Source organism: Fibrella musci, assembly GCF_041321105.1.
GTDB lineage: Bacteria > Bacteroidota > Bacteroidia > Cytophagales > Spirosomataceae > Fibrella > Fibrella musci.
Map to the genome: position 1 here is coordinate 49,695 of NZ_JBGGWD010000005.1, position 13,026 is coordinate 62,720.

Here is a 13,026-nt window from a genome sequence, read left to right on the forward strand (position 1 = left end):
TACCCTACCACGTTCATTCCCTCAACCTATCGGTTACGAGCCAAGCAGCGAAATGGGCACGTCCTTCCCAAAGCTGTCGCGCAGGGCGACCCGGGCCGCGTGGTAGCCACACATCCCGTGTACGCCTCCCCCCGGCGGGGTGGCCGACGAGCAGATATACACGCCCGATTTGCCAGTCTGGTAGGGCGACAGGCTCAGCGTAGGCCGCGTGAACAGCTGCCGCCAGTCGATGATGCCGCCGTTAATGTCGCCCCCCACATAATTGGGGTTCCAGGCCTCGACCTGTGCCGTATTCATCGTATGTCGGGCCAGGATGCGGTCGCGAAAACCAGGCGCGAATCGCTCGACCTGCCGTTCGATTACGCCGGTCATGTCGATGGTCGAGCCGTTGGGTACGTGGCAATAGGCCCAGGCGGTGTGTTGGCCAGCGGGAGCCCGCGTCGGGTCAAAACGGCTTTGCTGCGCCAGCAACACATAGGGCCGGTCGGGGTGGCCGCCGTCGTAGGTTTGCTGTTCGGCGAGTACAATTTCTTCCAGCGTGCCGCCGAGGTGGATAGTACCCGCCTGCCCGCAATCGGAATTGGTGAACGGGATAGGGCCGTCGAGTGCCCAGTCGATTTTGAAAATGCCGGGGCCGTAGCGGTAGTGTTCCAGTTGCTTCCGGTAGATGTACGGAAACCCGTCGCCCACGATACGCAGCAATTGTTTGGGCGTCAGGTCGAAGAGCACCACGCGCGATTTGGGCAGATCGGCCATTGAGCGCACCGGCCGATCGACTACGATCTGGCCACCCAGCGATTGCAGGTACGCCGCCAGCGCGTTGGCAATCTGCTGCGAGCCGCCTTTGGGCATGGGCCAGCCGGACCCGGATTCGGCGCGTTGGTGCCCCGCCGCCATCAGTACCAGCGCAATCGCCGAGGTGGTGAGGTTGGTAAGGGGCTGAATGGCATGTGCCGCCATCCCCGCCAGCAGGCCCCGCGCTTCGGTGGTCTTGAACCGACGGGCCAGGTACGTTGCCGGTAGCAGTGCATCGAGACCAAACGAGGCCAGATCGATCGGATGGTTCGGGAAGCGCAGGGGCCCCAGCAGGTCGGGGGCCAGCGTGGTCCAGTGTGCCACAATCGGCTCAAAAAGCGACCGGTACGTTGCCGCATCGGAGCCCAGCCGTTGGGCCGTTTCGGCCACGGACCCCGCCAGCACGGCCGCCCCGCCCCCATCGAACGGATGAGCCGCCGCAACGGGTGGGTAGATCCACTCCAGCCCGTAGTCGGCGAGGGGTAGCTGCTGAAACAAGGGCGAGCCCGCCGCCAGCGGATGAATCGCCGACCCCATGTCGTGCACAAAGCCGGGCAGCGTGAGCTGTGCCGACCGGGTGCCGCCCCCGATGGTGTCGCGGGCTTCCAGCACTACCACCGACAGCCCCGCTTTCGCCAGCACAATGGCCGCACTCAGGCCGTTCGGGCCCGCGCCCACAATCACCGCATCGTAGTTAGTTTCCGCCATTGTTTGCGCACCCGCCGGGCCCCACCAGCCTACCCAGACAGGTGCGACTGTGGGGCGTGTTCATCAATATACACAACGAAAATCGTTGGCGCGTTTAATCCTGAATCCGCTTGGCAAACCGGTGGTAAAAGGGAGTTCGGCTGCTGGCATCCTTGGGCTGGTAGTCGCCCGTAATGATAGGGATGTACATCACCCGGCGGCGGCTGGCGGCACCAATGTGCGGCGACTGTTCTACGCGGTGCCACAGGTTGCCGTCGTGGATGGTGAGGTCACCCGCCTCGATGTCGAAGCCCACTTCGCGGCGATCGGGCCGGTGATCGATAAACTGCCGTTTGCGGAAGAGCGTCAGCAGCGTGCTCTGGCGGTGCGTGCCGGGCAGCACCCGCAACCCCCCGTTCGATTGGGGGCAGTCGTCGAGGTGCAGTCCCACGTTGAGCATCGGCCGGATGCGCCCCCCCAGAAACAGATCGCGAGGGCTATCGGTATGCCAGCCCATGCGTGAGAAGCTCGACTCCGATGCCCGCACGTAATGATTGACCACCAGCCCGTCTTTCTCCTGAGGGCTAATCCGACCCGCGTAGGGCGTCAGGAGTTGGGTAAGCGCCTGCAGACGTTCGTCGGACAGGAACTCCGTCAGCAGCGGGCTGTAGTGCGACGTAAACGCAAACCGCTGCACAATCCGGCGTCCGGTTTCGTCGTAGCCGAATTTGATGGGCGTTCCGTTGATCTTATCGAGACAGTCGGCCAGCCATTCCGCTTCAATCCGCTCAATATCAGCCAGAAACGACTGCACCGTAGAGCGGTCAACGAACTGTTTGATGTGGAGATAGCCGTTGCGGCGAAAGAAGTCAAGTTGCTGGGTGGATAGGAGTTCGTGGAGTTGAACCGGAGAGTCGGTGATGGTCAGCATGCGGATGAATTAGTTAAGCGCCTTCGGAAACAGACGCACATAAAACGTATAGACGTAACAACCGGCGCAGAAGCCAACCCCAGCTTCCAGGGCGGCAAATACCGCCAGCACGGCTGTCGGGATAAGGCTTGATATACCCGCCAGCTGCAACCCGGCAATGAGCAGGGCGAAGCCCAATCCAATGCGGGCGGCAAAGCGTTTGGGCGCCAGATCGGTGCCTTTATAGGGCAGTTTTGCGGCGCTGATGAGTTGGTCGGCCACGTACCCCAGCGGGCTGTAGCGCCCCCACGTTGAACTGCGCAGCCCAAAATCAATCAGTAACAGCAGGGGCAGCATCAGGCTACCGGCCCATAGCGACGCCGTCAGGAAGTAAACAATGGCGATTGTCAGCACCAGCCCAGCAATCAGCCGTACTTTGGTTTCGTTGACCTGAACGCCATCCGTTGGACAAATGAGGTTATTGCTCATATTGGTTGGCTAATTAGTGGTTACCGTACCGTTTCTCGCCCGCCCGAACGGCAGTAGCCAGTCGGTTTTGGCTGGGGGGCAACGGGCAGGTGGCAAAAGGCGTAAAGGCGCAGGGCGGGTTGATACTCTGGTTGAAATCCAGCACGACATTACCCTGTTCATCGGGGAGGTCGGCATACAAAAAACGGCCTGATCCATAGGTATCGCGAGTATTGGTTTGGTCACCAAACAGAATAAACAGCTTCCGGTCGCCTTCCCTGACGGCATCGAGCCGGTAAGTTTTTCCCTGATGATCGAAGACCAGCGTACCGGCCAGCGGCTGCTGCGACGTTTGGCCCGTTACGTCCAGAATCGGGATGGTGCGCGGCGCGGTTGGGCGCTCCAGGTGGGCCGTCACGCGCCAGCTTTCATCAGCCGGAAACCGCTCGATACCCGTAAACGCCTTCAGTAGTGGGCTGGATAGATCGCGCAGCCGAACGGCATACCGATCGCCGCGTTTGATGACAAACCAGCGCAGCGACCCATGGCTCAGCGTGATTGGCTTCGTCAGTTCCGGCGAGAAGATGGTTTTCGTGGTCAGCACGGGCTCGCCATCGGCCAGGACGGTAGCACCAGGAGCCGCCTCAAACTGTACCGACCCCTTCGCCAGCCGGAACGTACCCAGCTGAGCCGGCGCCCGGTCGGCGGGGAATGTCAGATCGTTTCCCGGATCGGTACCCGCTTCATTGGCTCCCTCTTTGAGCCAGAACAGCCCCGCCAGATTCAGCCAGCCGGTTTCGCTCCGCAATGATTCAATCCGTTGCTGATGCCAGACCTCGAGCCGCTGCCGATAGGTCGGCTCATCGGACCGGAAGCCGATGAGGGCCAGGCAGGCCAGCCCCCAAAACCAGAAAAAGGTGCGGGCGTAGGGGTTGATCGGGCCCGTTTCGATGATCATCTCGTCCATGGCTTAGTCGTTGTTTAGTTCGTTGATGCTCACCACACCCCGGATAGCGCGCAACTGCCGTTGCAGCACGGTCCGGTGGGTTTCGTCGGGTACGTCGACTGTCAGGCAGCCCGTTACCCGCACGCCCGCCTGCACCTCAAAGGTCATTCCCAGGATGCGGCAGCGGTCGTCTTGCGGCACCGCCTGCGTGATGTCGTTGACGAAACTCGGGCGGTCGAAACCGGTGATGTAATAACTGGTTCGTGCGCCCGCCAAAGCCACATGAGCGGAGCGGGTGGCCCGCCCGCCCGACAGCGTTGCCTGTGTTGCTGGTTGTGTTGCGTTCATTGGACTCAAAACAAGCTTTAGACTATATAATCTATCTATTTAATAGATTTATTCTTTAAAGAAATAAGCCAGTGTGGATCTGACTTACGGGAAAGCCTCTACAGCGACAACTGCCGTAGTGGCTATGGGACAAAGTTGGTATGTGATTTTATAGGATGCAAGAAATAGCTAAAAAAATGATTGTCAGCCATTTATACATTAGTCTATCTACTTTGCGGACTAAATATATAGTACCCTGATTATTAATCACTTTTCGCCAGACACACCCACGCCTGTCGCCTGTGTTTCGGGCAGCGCATCCATCAAAAAATTTCGGGTCATACCGAACAACCGCGCGCTACGCAGGCCCAAACCGTTCAGGTACGTTCAATACGGGGTGGCCAGTACCGGCCATGCCGGGGGCGGGAGTCGGTTAGTTACGGTCGCTATTGGCGTGTTTCGGGCGGGAGAAGGGCGGCTGACGCAGTAGTTGGAAGGCGTTTTCGTCGCCCAGCAACACGGCCCGCCGAAGGTCGCTCTCGGCCTGACTCAGTTGCCGTAGTTCCACGCGGGCCAGCGCACGCCAGCGATAAGCGTCGGGGCGTTCGTCGCGGATGTGCCAGACGGCTTTGTCGAATTCCCGGAAAGCCTCGGTGTACTGCTCTACCCGGTAGAGCGCAATACCCCGGTCCAGATAACAGTCGGCCAGCGTATTATCGCGGTTGACGGCCTGCGTGAGGTCGTAGATGGCAGAGAAGTGATTTTCCAGCAACAGCTGACACTTACCCCGATAGGCATACGCCACCGCCGATTGGGGGTGTTTCTGCACGGCATCGTTGAAGTAATCAAACGCCGCCTCGATCTCGCGGTTTTTCACCAGTTGAATCCCCGGCAGAAACCGCTTCATGTCTTTTTCGGAGGCTGTTTCATGGTCGATCAGATAGTACCGGAGCACCAGGTAAACGACAAACAAAAAGCCCAGCAGTATAACCTCCATACCACGCTGTTCCTACGATTTACGAATAGCTAAATTACGCACATCCCCACACATTATGGGCGTTAAAACTAGTTTTCTGGTCAACTGGTCGGGTCGGGTCAGGCCAGTGTTTGCCGGACGGCTTTGGGCAGCCCCGCCACCACCAGTTCGTATGAATGATCGATCAACTCGCGGATAAGGCTATCGCGCAACGAACCATCCGAGGTGACCGTGTTCCAGTGCCGTTTATTCATGTGAAACGCCCCTTCGATAGCCGCATGTTCGTCGCGCAGCAGCACGGCCCGCTCCGGATCGCACTTCAGGCTTACGCGCATCGGGCGGCTATCCATGTCGCTGAGGGCAAACATTTTCCCCGCTACCTTGAACACAAGTGTTGTTTCGTCAAATGGAAGCGACTCGGTGGTGGCGGGTTTGCTCAGGCAATAGGTGCGGAGTTCGTCGAAGCTCATCGGAAAAAGGCGCGGTACAGCATCACCAGCAAACAGAATAGGAACATGATGATGGAGATCCGGTTGATGCCGTGCATCATGCGGAGGTTTACGCTCGTGGGCTGATTGGGATCGGGTTTGCGAAACACCCGCAGGAAGTAATTAAACACCGGCCCAATCTTGAGATAATCAGTTAAACGGCTCACAGAAAGTGTGTTTTAAAGTTCGACTGCCGGATGAGCAACCGTGTTCCGTTGAGCGCGGCCTCACCCATTCCTATAGCGTTTTAGCGAGCGAAAAGGTTTACCCGCCCCACAAAAATAGGGCATCAAGCCCTCTGTGCCTTCGTGGCCATCGGTCGATCTGATGAGCGCCCCCCTACCCGGCGCCCCAAATGGGCCAGATAATCAATCGAGCCAGCCAAACCACCCGCCAGTTAGTTATGTCTGATGGGCCTGTGCGCGTTCCTCTGAGGCTATTGCGGCGCTTTTCAGGTACGTAACGGCAGCAACAGAGCGGTTCATGTGCCGCCTTCGTTGCCTCCTACGTAGCCTTTGCGACTTTACGCACCTGCCTGTTGGCGGTTTCGATGACTAGCCTCACCTTGATATACGGTAAACAACACCTTTATGATGAATCGCTACGTACCTGTTGCCTTTGCCCTAATAGCCCTGCCCTTTCTGGTTGCCCTGCGCGCCTCGGATGTGCTGAACGACATTGGCGTGACAATGACCGACGTGCGTACAGGTACGTTACAGAGTCTGCGCCGAGAAGGCGTGTTTATGTTCTCGCCAAATTCGGCGATACGGGCAGCCGCCGCACGGATTCCCATAGGCTCCCGCGCGGCTACCGTACAGATGCTGGGGAACGTGGTGCGTAGCTATGTCGAGTCAGACGCGTTCCGGCACGATTACCAGCAGGCGCTCCGGGATCAGTCACCCGACGATGAAATCCACAGCACGCCTGATGTTGGTAACCAGCCAATCCAACCAACCGACTCCGAGGCGGCTATCAACGCTCAGGCGACCGCCATGCAACAGGCTTATCTGCACCTGAACCCCGCTACGCTCTACAGTGCCATTACGGCGCAACTGCCTCAGATGGAAGCCGAGCTTGCCACGCTTCAGGGCGACGACCGGCGACTGATGCAACAGCATATCACCGAAACCAACCGGATGCTGGCTGCCTGCGCGGGCCAACCGGCCGAGTTTAAAAAGCAATACCTGGCTTATCAGCTTCAGCAACTGCGGCAGAGCGCCCGGAAACCGGCTGACGGTGGGCTGGCGAAAGCGACACCCCACACCGCCCGGCCCCGCAACGCGAAAGCGCTACCGGCCTCCCAACGGGCTGTTCAGCCTTTATTGAAGAAGCAATTGGCGGCTTTCGTGGCTCTTTGCAACGACGTAGATTTTAACGCTAAACTGGTCGCCAACGAAACGGGTCAGGAGTTTGCCAACCCGGCTTACCGGGCCAAATCGGCCAACTGGAAATTGCTGTTTCGCATGGGCAAGGAGCCGGTCATGGCCGCGCGGGCCTTCGCCCAGTCGTGGCTGGCCGACTTAGGCTGATTGGCTTGTGGCTACAGGTTATTGCTAATCCTGTAGCCACAAACCCGGCATCAGTTGGTTACCCGAACGCGGTTGGGGTGTAGGCAATCCTGCCAGTAGTCGACGATTACCTTCAACTGGTGGCGAATCTGTTGAATATCGCTTTGCTTCTCGAAGAACCCCTGAATCGTGAGTTCATAGGCCTCGTCGACCAGCGGCTCGTAGGCGGGGTACGTGAAGAAGATAAACGGGATGGCTTTCTTTTTCAGACGCGGGTCCTGCTCGATCTGGCGACGAAGTTCCAGCCCGTTCATACGGGGCATGGCCACCTCCGAGATAATCAGGAAGGGTTTTTGCTCGGTTTTCTGCAGGTAATCAAAAGCGGTCTCGCCATCGTTGAACAGCAAAACAGGGTGGTCGGGGGCTAACTCTTGAAGGATAGGCTTCAGGAGGTCCTGATCGTCCTGATCACTGTCGATAAAGAGAATGGGTTGGCTGGCGTTCATTAAGGCGAAACTCAGGTTGAAAAAGTACAACCCAATTCGCCCCAATTTCGCCCATCAACTGAGCCTATGGTCAGAATTAGCTTGCCACGGCGGTCGGTTCGAGCCAGCGGCCGTCTTCCCGAATCAATTCAATGAGCTCGTCGACAGCCCGGGCGGCCGATACTGATTTCTTCACCACCTGCTGCCCCCGGTACAGCGCGATCTTGTCGCGACCGATGCCCACGTACCCATAATCGGCATCAGCCATCTCGCCGGGTCCGTTCACGATACAGCCCATGATCCCGATCTTGACGCCTTTCAGGTGGTCGGTCCGCTGCCGGATCGTGGCCGTGGTTTCCTGCAAATCGAACAGCGTACGGCCGCACGACGGGCACGAGATGTATTCGGTTTTGGTGATGCGGGTGCGGGCGGCCTGCAAAATACCAAACGCCAGCCCGTTCAACTGTTTCAGTTCGTCGAGGTCGTCGGTGCGGGTGCTACACAGAAGTACGCCATCCCCAAAGCCATCGATCAACAGCCCGCCCACGTCCGTGGCGGCGTAGAGCGGCAGGTGTTCGGCAGGTACCCCGCCGGGGTTGGGCAAGCTTGGGTAGCCGCGCTGAATCACCACGGGGAGGGTCAGTTTACGGTCGGCGAGTTCGATAAATAGCCGCCGCAGTTCGGGCATGGCGTGGGTGTTGTCGGTATGCACGATTCCCACCACGTTGCGATCCTGCCGCAACGCCTCAGCGAGTTCGTCGTTCAGGTCAAGCAACGAAAACCGCACGAAGTTGAGCCGGAAGTGCAGGCCCTGCGACTGATGGCGGGCGTGCAGGTATTCGGCGGCCGTCAGCATCGGCAACGCGTTCATCCCGTCGGCGTGGCTGCGCCAGGCGGCATAGTCGACAATCTCTTTCAGGCCGTTGGGCAGCATAAACTGCGCCGGCTTGCTACCCGTGTAGAGGTAGTCGGCGCCAAGGTCGTTCATGGCCCATTTGTCGGGGACGGGCAGGTAAAAATGGCCTACTGCTTTCAGCACGTCGGTTTCGTTGACCACCGTGTGGCTGTAGTCGGCAATGACCCTGGGTACGTTGCTGCCCCCGAAATTGGCGACCTCGCTCGTTTGCCGCCGCGTGTACTGGAACGGATCGTAGGGCAGCGGCTGGGTGAGGTCGGGAATGGCGTCGGCGGTCTGGGCGCGGTTGGTATAGCGGTCGATCAGCGCTTTGGCCACGGGCGCTTCAAATTCGGGTTCTTCCGTCAGCGACACGCGCACGGTATCGCCCAGCCCATCTTCGAGCAGCGTACCGATGCCCAGCGCTGATTTGATGCGGCCATCTTCGGCCTCGCCCGCCTCCGTCACGCCGAGGTGCAGCGGATAGGGTTTCAGGCCCTCTTCGGCCAGCCGTTGCACCAGCAGCCGGTAGGCCTGCACCATCACCTGCGGGTTGCTCGACTTCATCGACAGCACGATGTTGTAATAATTCTCAGCCTCGCAGATGCGCAGGAATTCGAGCGCCGACTCCACCATGCCAACGGGCGTGTCGCCGTAGCGGCTCAGAATCCGGTCGGACAGGGAGCCGTGGTTGGTGCCGATCCGCATGGCCGTACCGTACTCTTTGCAGATGCGCACCAACGGCAGGAATTTCTCCCGGATGCGCTCCAGTTCGGCCGCATAAGCCGCGTCGGTGTAGTCGATGTGCTCGAACCGCTTCCGGTCGGCGTAGTTGCCGGGGTTGATGCGGACTTTCTCCACCAGTCGCGCGGCCAGTTCGGCGGCGTTGGGCGTAAAATGGATGTCGGCAATAAGCGGCGTTGTGTAGCCCCGCGCCCGCAGTTCTTTCCGAATGTTATCGAGATTCTGGGCCTCTTTCACGCTCGGCGCCGTAATGCGGATATACTCGCAGCCCGCCTCGATCATCCGGATGCTCTGCGCCACCGACCCCGCCGTATCCATGGTGTCGATGGTGGTCATCGACTGCACGCGGATGGGGTACTCCGAGCCCATAGGTACGTCGCCGATGTTGACCGTAATGGTCTGGCGGCGGCTGTACTGGGTGAGGGAAGGCGCGTAAAGGGCGGGTGAGGCCGCGGGTACGTCGTTCGAGAAAGCGTTGGTCAGAAAATCGAGCATAGAGGTGGCAATTGGGGCACCGCATTGGGACACCACAAAGGTAACACAAACGCGGGCAAGCCTGTTCGCCTGGCTGCTGGCCGCGGCAGCAACGGAGCGGCAGGCAGTACGCTAGGCTGGATCAGCGGCATGCTTTCGACCACTAATGCCCGTGGCACAGCCATAAAAATAATCGTCGAGCTGCACCATTAACCCGTAGCGTTCAAATACCGCCCGGGCTGCTTTCGCGTTGGCAAACCGGTCGGTATACTCCCACAGCATGCGGTAATCACTGGGATTGCCCAGGAATACGTTTCCCAACAGGGGGATCATTCGTTTCAGATAAAACCGGTACAACCAGAGCAACAGCTTGTTGGGTGGCTTCGAAATCTCGATAAACGAAAACTGGCCTTGTGGCTTCAGAATCCGGCTCGTGGTTTTTGCCAGGGCCTCCAACTGCGCGCCATTGAACGTTTTGAGGCCAAACGCACAGACAACCACATCAAACTCGCCGGACGACAGGTCACTGGCTAAAATGTCCTGATTCAGGACGGTGAATCGGCTGTTGAATTGCTGTTCATTTTTCTGACTGCTTACCCGGTGCATTTCTTCCGAAAAATCCAATGCCGTGAAGGTAGCCCTCGGGTACCGATCGAGCAGAAGCGCCCAGTTTTCACCCAGACCCGATAGCAGGTCGATTACCCGAATGGGGCGCTCATCTGTCGGCAACCGGCGAATGAACTGGTTGCGCCAGCGTATCGAAAACCCAAACGACGTGATGAAATTCATGCGCTCATACGAGCCCGACATGCGGTTGAACAGGCGCTTCACGTAAGCAGGTTCGTAGATATTATCGCAGCTATTACCATTGATATCGTCCATGTACAAAAATGAATGCAACGAAATTGATTAACAAGCTACGTTAGTAGTTACCTGACGATCGCTCGTCAGCGCATATGGCTTATGCGTCAGGGCCTGTTTTGATCACGAACGCATTTAGCTCGACCATCTTACCCTCGTGAAAACGCCAGACATCGCAGTAGGCGTACCGGACCGGCTGCCCGTCCTCGTCCTTCATGATGATGTCGCCAAGGGCCGTTAGAAAATCGCCCTCGGCGATCATGTTCGTGACCGTGAAGTTGGGCGGCTCGTGGTTTGTCGTCTCGAGGTAGTGGCGCACGGCGTCCTTGCCCCTAAGGGTTGTTTCGCCGACGTAGGTCCATTCCGTATCGTCGGAGCAGAACGCCAGAAACCCGTCCAAATCGCCTTTGGCGATAGCGGCGTTCGCCTTTTCTAAGATCGTTTTGTTGTCTTCTGCCATGGCATTGTCACCCATTACAAGCCATTTCTGGCTTTTCTGAGGTAACGCGTTGACGCGGGGTCTGGTTATTCAACCTACCTAACTGGCCGGGCTGCACTGTCGGCCCGAACCCGGCAACGACGCAACAGGCTGTCTTCCGAACCGGCTCATTCGGTAAGAGGGCTGGCCATTATTTCAGCCGGAGACCAACCGACGTCAGTGACTGGCTTCGGTGGTTTTGCGTTCGTTGAAAAAGTCCAGCGCGATCTGGCAAAGCCGCTCACTATGCTGCTCCGGCATGTCGTGGCCTGTGTTCGGGTAGATACACAGTTGGCCTTGTTTCAGCGAGCGAAATAAGTCGATGCTATGTTCTAACCGGATCATGTCCCGATCGCCGCGAATGAGGAGCACCGGCACCGCAATGCTGACCAGCTTCGCGTCGGGCACTTTGCTTTCCCTTGCCCACATTTTTTGGTTGTCTTCCCAGAATTTGACCCATTTCTCGGGTTGGGGATTCAGCCGCTGATAGTGGTTGAGCCAGTCTTTGTCTTCTTTTACCGCTTCGACGGTGTATTCATTCAACAGGTCACGCCCTTCCTGCGTTAGCCCGCTGGCTTTCGAGTTGGATGCCCCGCTGACCACTTTTTTCACTTTGTCGGGCCGGTTGGCCGCCAGTAACAGGGCCGTGTTGCCGCCCATGCTCCACCCCATCACGTAGACACTGTCCAGTTGCAGCTTGTCAATCAGGGCAGAGCCGTATTCGGCCAACAGGTCGCCGCTCAGACTGTCGGCCTGCTCGGAGCGGCCATGTCCGGGTGCATCGGGTGCGATGACCCGGAAGTGCTTCGACAGTTCCGGAATAAGGGAGCTGACCGTTTCGATGGAACCGAGGCCCTGATGAAGCAGCAACAACGGCGTTCCGCTGCCGTATTCCTCGTAGTACAGCTTCGTGCCGTGGAGGGTCAGGTACGTTCCGTGGTTGGAACCGTATTGACTAGTTTTTGCCGCCTCGTCTGTATGCGTACAGGCCGCCAGCAGGAGACTTAGCAGCAGGCAGTAAGCGATCGGTTTTATGTCCATTCGTTGGCCAAACAGGCATGGTGGTCTCCTAATCGGAGATGCCTGTTGGGGGTAACGAGTACCGCCTGTGGTGAATGGTTGTAACGAGCCGTGTTTTATTCGTTTAACACCGACGGCATTGCTGGCAGGCGAGCAACGTCACTGGACACACGTACCTGAACCGTAACACCCCCTTTGGTTGGCTGAGCACTTGACGTTGAGACGTACTTCCTGCCGCCCGCCTACGTACAGTAAGGCAAGCTCATGGAGTTAGGCCTCAAATCACGTTTTGTCTGGCGTTGAGTTCTTTCTTTATGGCTTTTAAATTGCTCCAGTTTAAAAACAGAATGGGCATCAACGCAAACGGAATTACCCCCAGCCCCATGCTCGTTGCATCAAGTCCTTTTTTGCGGGCCAACAGTACGACCATAACGAGCAGGGCCGAAAGCGCACCAGCCAGCATACCCGTTGCGAGTTCTGTTGTTTTTTTGTGTTTAAGCAATGCTTCATTGCTCATCTCTTCAATTTTTTGACTTTTCATACAACCGATTTAGTATTAAGAAAACGGAACTTCAGTGAGAGCATTTATTCTTTCGCTGAGCCGGGGATAGATACACCTTTTCATTGCTTATTATGTTTGCAAAACGCTCCAGGGGGCTGATGGAGGCCACGACTTAGCCCAAACCACCTCAACGCCTTCGCTACCTTTTCACAATCAGTTTTGTTGCGCCCTCCAATGTAGCTTTCCTCATGTGATTCTTGTCTACCACTACGTGGACAGCAGAGCTAATCGACGACGCACGGCATCTGCTTGGGGTACGTTCCTAACCAAAACGACGGGCGTTTTGTGCCGTTGCGAGCGCAAAGCTAGGTACGTTGCTGGCCCATGTTTGGCTTGTCGGCGGGCCGTTGAAACCACCGCTACCTCGTACAATACAGAATAGTTGTATGATAAAAAAACGTG

General features: G+C 57.7%; 15 protein-coding genes. 1 reads left to right on the top strand and 14 read right to left on the bottom strand.

Annotated elements, in window-relative coordinates:
• Positions 1-33 precede the first annotated feature (33 nt).
• The 8 genes from ACAW74_RS16575 to ACAW74_RS16610 form a co-directional block, all read right to left on the bottom strand.
• Entirely contained in the window at positions 34-1,503 is a 1,470-nt protein-coding gene (locus tag ACAW74_RS16575; RefSeq protein ID WP_370699330.1) for a phytoene desaturase family protein, read from the bottom strand.
• A gap of 94 nt (positions 1,504-1,597) precedes the next feature.
• The gene (locus tag ACAW74_RS16580; protein ID WP_370699331.1) at positions 1,598-2,413 is read right to left on the bottom strand and encodes a phytanoyl-CoA dioxygenase family protein; all 816 of its coding nucleotides are present in this window, start codon (positions 2,411-2,413) and stop codon (positions 1,598-1,600) included.
• Between the two features lie 9 nt (positions 2,414-2,422).
• Positions 2,423-2,881, bottom strand: coding sequence for a DUF4395 domain-containing protein (locus tag ACAW74_RS16585; RefSeq protein ID WP_370699332.1), 459 nt, complete (start codon positions 2,879-2,881; stop codon positions 2,423-2,425).
• A 13-nt stretch (positions 2,882-2,894) separates the two neighbouring features.
• On the bottom strand, positions 2,895-3,827 hold the full coding sequence (locus tag ACAW74_RS16590; RefSeq protein WP_370699333.1) for a DUF1684 domain-containing protein: 933 nt from the start codon (positions 3,825-3,827) through the stop codon (positions 2,895-2,897).
• A gap of 3 nt (positions 3,828-3,830) precedes the next feature.
• Positions 3,831-4,154 (bottom strand): ACT domain-containing protein, encoded by a 324-nt coding sequence (locus ACAW74_RS16595; RefSeq protein ID WP_370699334.1) that lies wholly within the window; start codon positions 4,152-4,154, stop codon positions 3,831-3,833.
• 412 nt (positions 4,155-4,566) lie between these two features.
• Positions 4,567-5,130, bottom strand: coding sequence for a tetratricopeptide repeat protein (locus ACAW74_RS16600; protein ID WP_370699335.1), 564 nt, complete (start codon positions 5,128-5,130; stop codon positions 4,567-4,569).
• A 98-nt stretch (positions 5,131-5,228) separates the two neighbouring features.
• Positions 5,229-5,579: an MmcQ/YjbR family DNA-binding protein gene (locus tag ACAW74_RS16605; protein WP_370699336.1), complete on the bottom strand. Its 351-nt coding sequence runs from the start codon at positions 5,577-5,579 to the stop codon at positions 5,229-5,231.
• Entirely contained in the window at positions 5,576-5,764 is a 189-nt protein-coding gene (locus ACAW74_RS16610; protein WP_015332508.1) for a DUF6728 family protein, read from the bottom strand. Before ACAW74_RS16610 ends, ACAW74_RS16605 begins: the two co-directional genes overlap by 4 nt.
• 423 nt (positions 5,765-6,187) lie before the next feature.
• Between ACAW74_RS16610 and ACAW74_RS16615 the strand changes: the two genes are divergently transcribed.
• Positions 6,188-7,126 carry a hypothetical protein gene (locus tag ACAW74_RS16615; RefSeq protein ID WP_370699337.1) on the top strand — a complete coding sequence of 313 codons (939 nt, stop codon included), beginning with the start codon at positions 6,188-6,190 and terminating at the stop codon, positions 7,124-7,126.
• Positions 7,127-7,176: 50 nt separating this feature from the next.
• Here ACAW74_RS16615 and ACAW74_RS16620 read toward each other — a convergent pair whose 3' ends face one another.
• The 6 genes from ACAW74_RS16620 to ACAW74_RS16645 all read right to left on the bottom strand — a co-directional run bounded on the left by ACAW74_RS16620 (position 7,177) and on the right by ACAW74_RS16645 (position 12,603).
• A complete protein-coding gene (locus tag ACAW74_RS16620; protein WP_370699338.1) occupies positions 7,177-7,611 on the bottom strand; it encodes a response regulator in 435 nt (144 codons plus the stop codon).
• Between the two features lie 76 nt (positions 7,612-7,687).
• Positions 7,688-9,724: a (E)-4-hydroxy-3-methylbut-2-enyl-diphosphate synthase gene (ispG, locus tag ACAW74_RS16625; protein WP_370699339.1), complete on the bottom strand. Its 2,037-nt coding sequence runs from the start codon at positions 9,722-9,724 to the stop codon at positions 7,688-7,690.
• 111 nt (positions 9,725-9,835) lie between these two features.
• A complete protein-coding gene (locus ACAW74_RS16630) occupies positions 9,836-10,585 on the bottom strand; it encodes a class I SAM-dependent methyltransferase (RefSeq protein ID WP_370699340.1) in 750 nt (249 codons plus the stop codon).
• 79 nt (positions 10,586-10,664) lie between these two features.
• Positions 10,665-11,024: a nuclear transport factor 2 family protein gene (locus tag ACAW74_RS16635; protein ID WP_370699341.1), complete on the bottom strand. Its 360-nt coding sequence runs from the start codon at positions 11,022-11,024 to the stop codon at positions 10,665-10,667.
• A gap of 195 nt (positions 11,025-11,219) precedes the next feature.
• Positions 11,220-12,083, bottom strand: coding sequence for an alpha/beta fold hydrolase (locus ACAW74_RS16640; protein ID WP_370699342.1), 864 nt, complete (start codon positions 12,081-12,083; stop codon positions 11,220-11,222).
• Positions 12,084-12,339: 256 nt separating this feature from the next.
• On the bottom strand, positions 12,340-12,603 hold the full coding sequence (locus ACAW74_RS16645; protein ID WP_370699343.1) for a redox-active disulfide protein 2: 264 nt from the start codon (positions 12,601-12,603) through the stop codon (positions 12,340-12,342).
• Between the last annotated feature and the right edge of the window lie 423 nt (positions 12,604-13,026).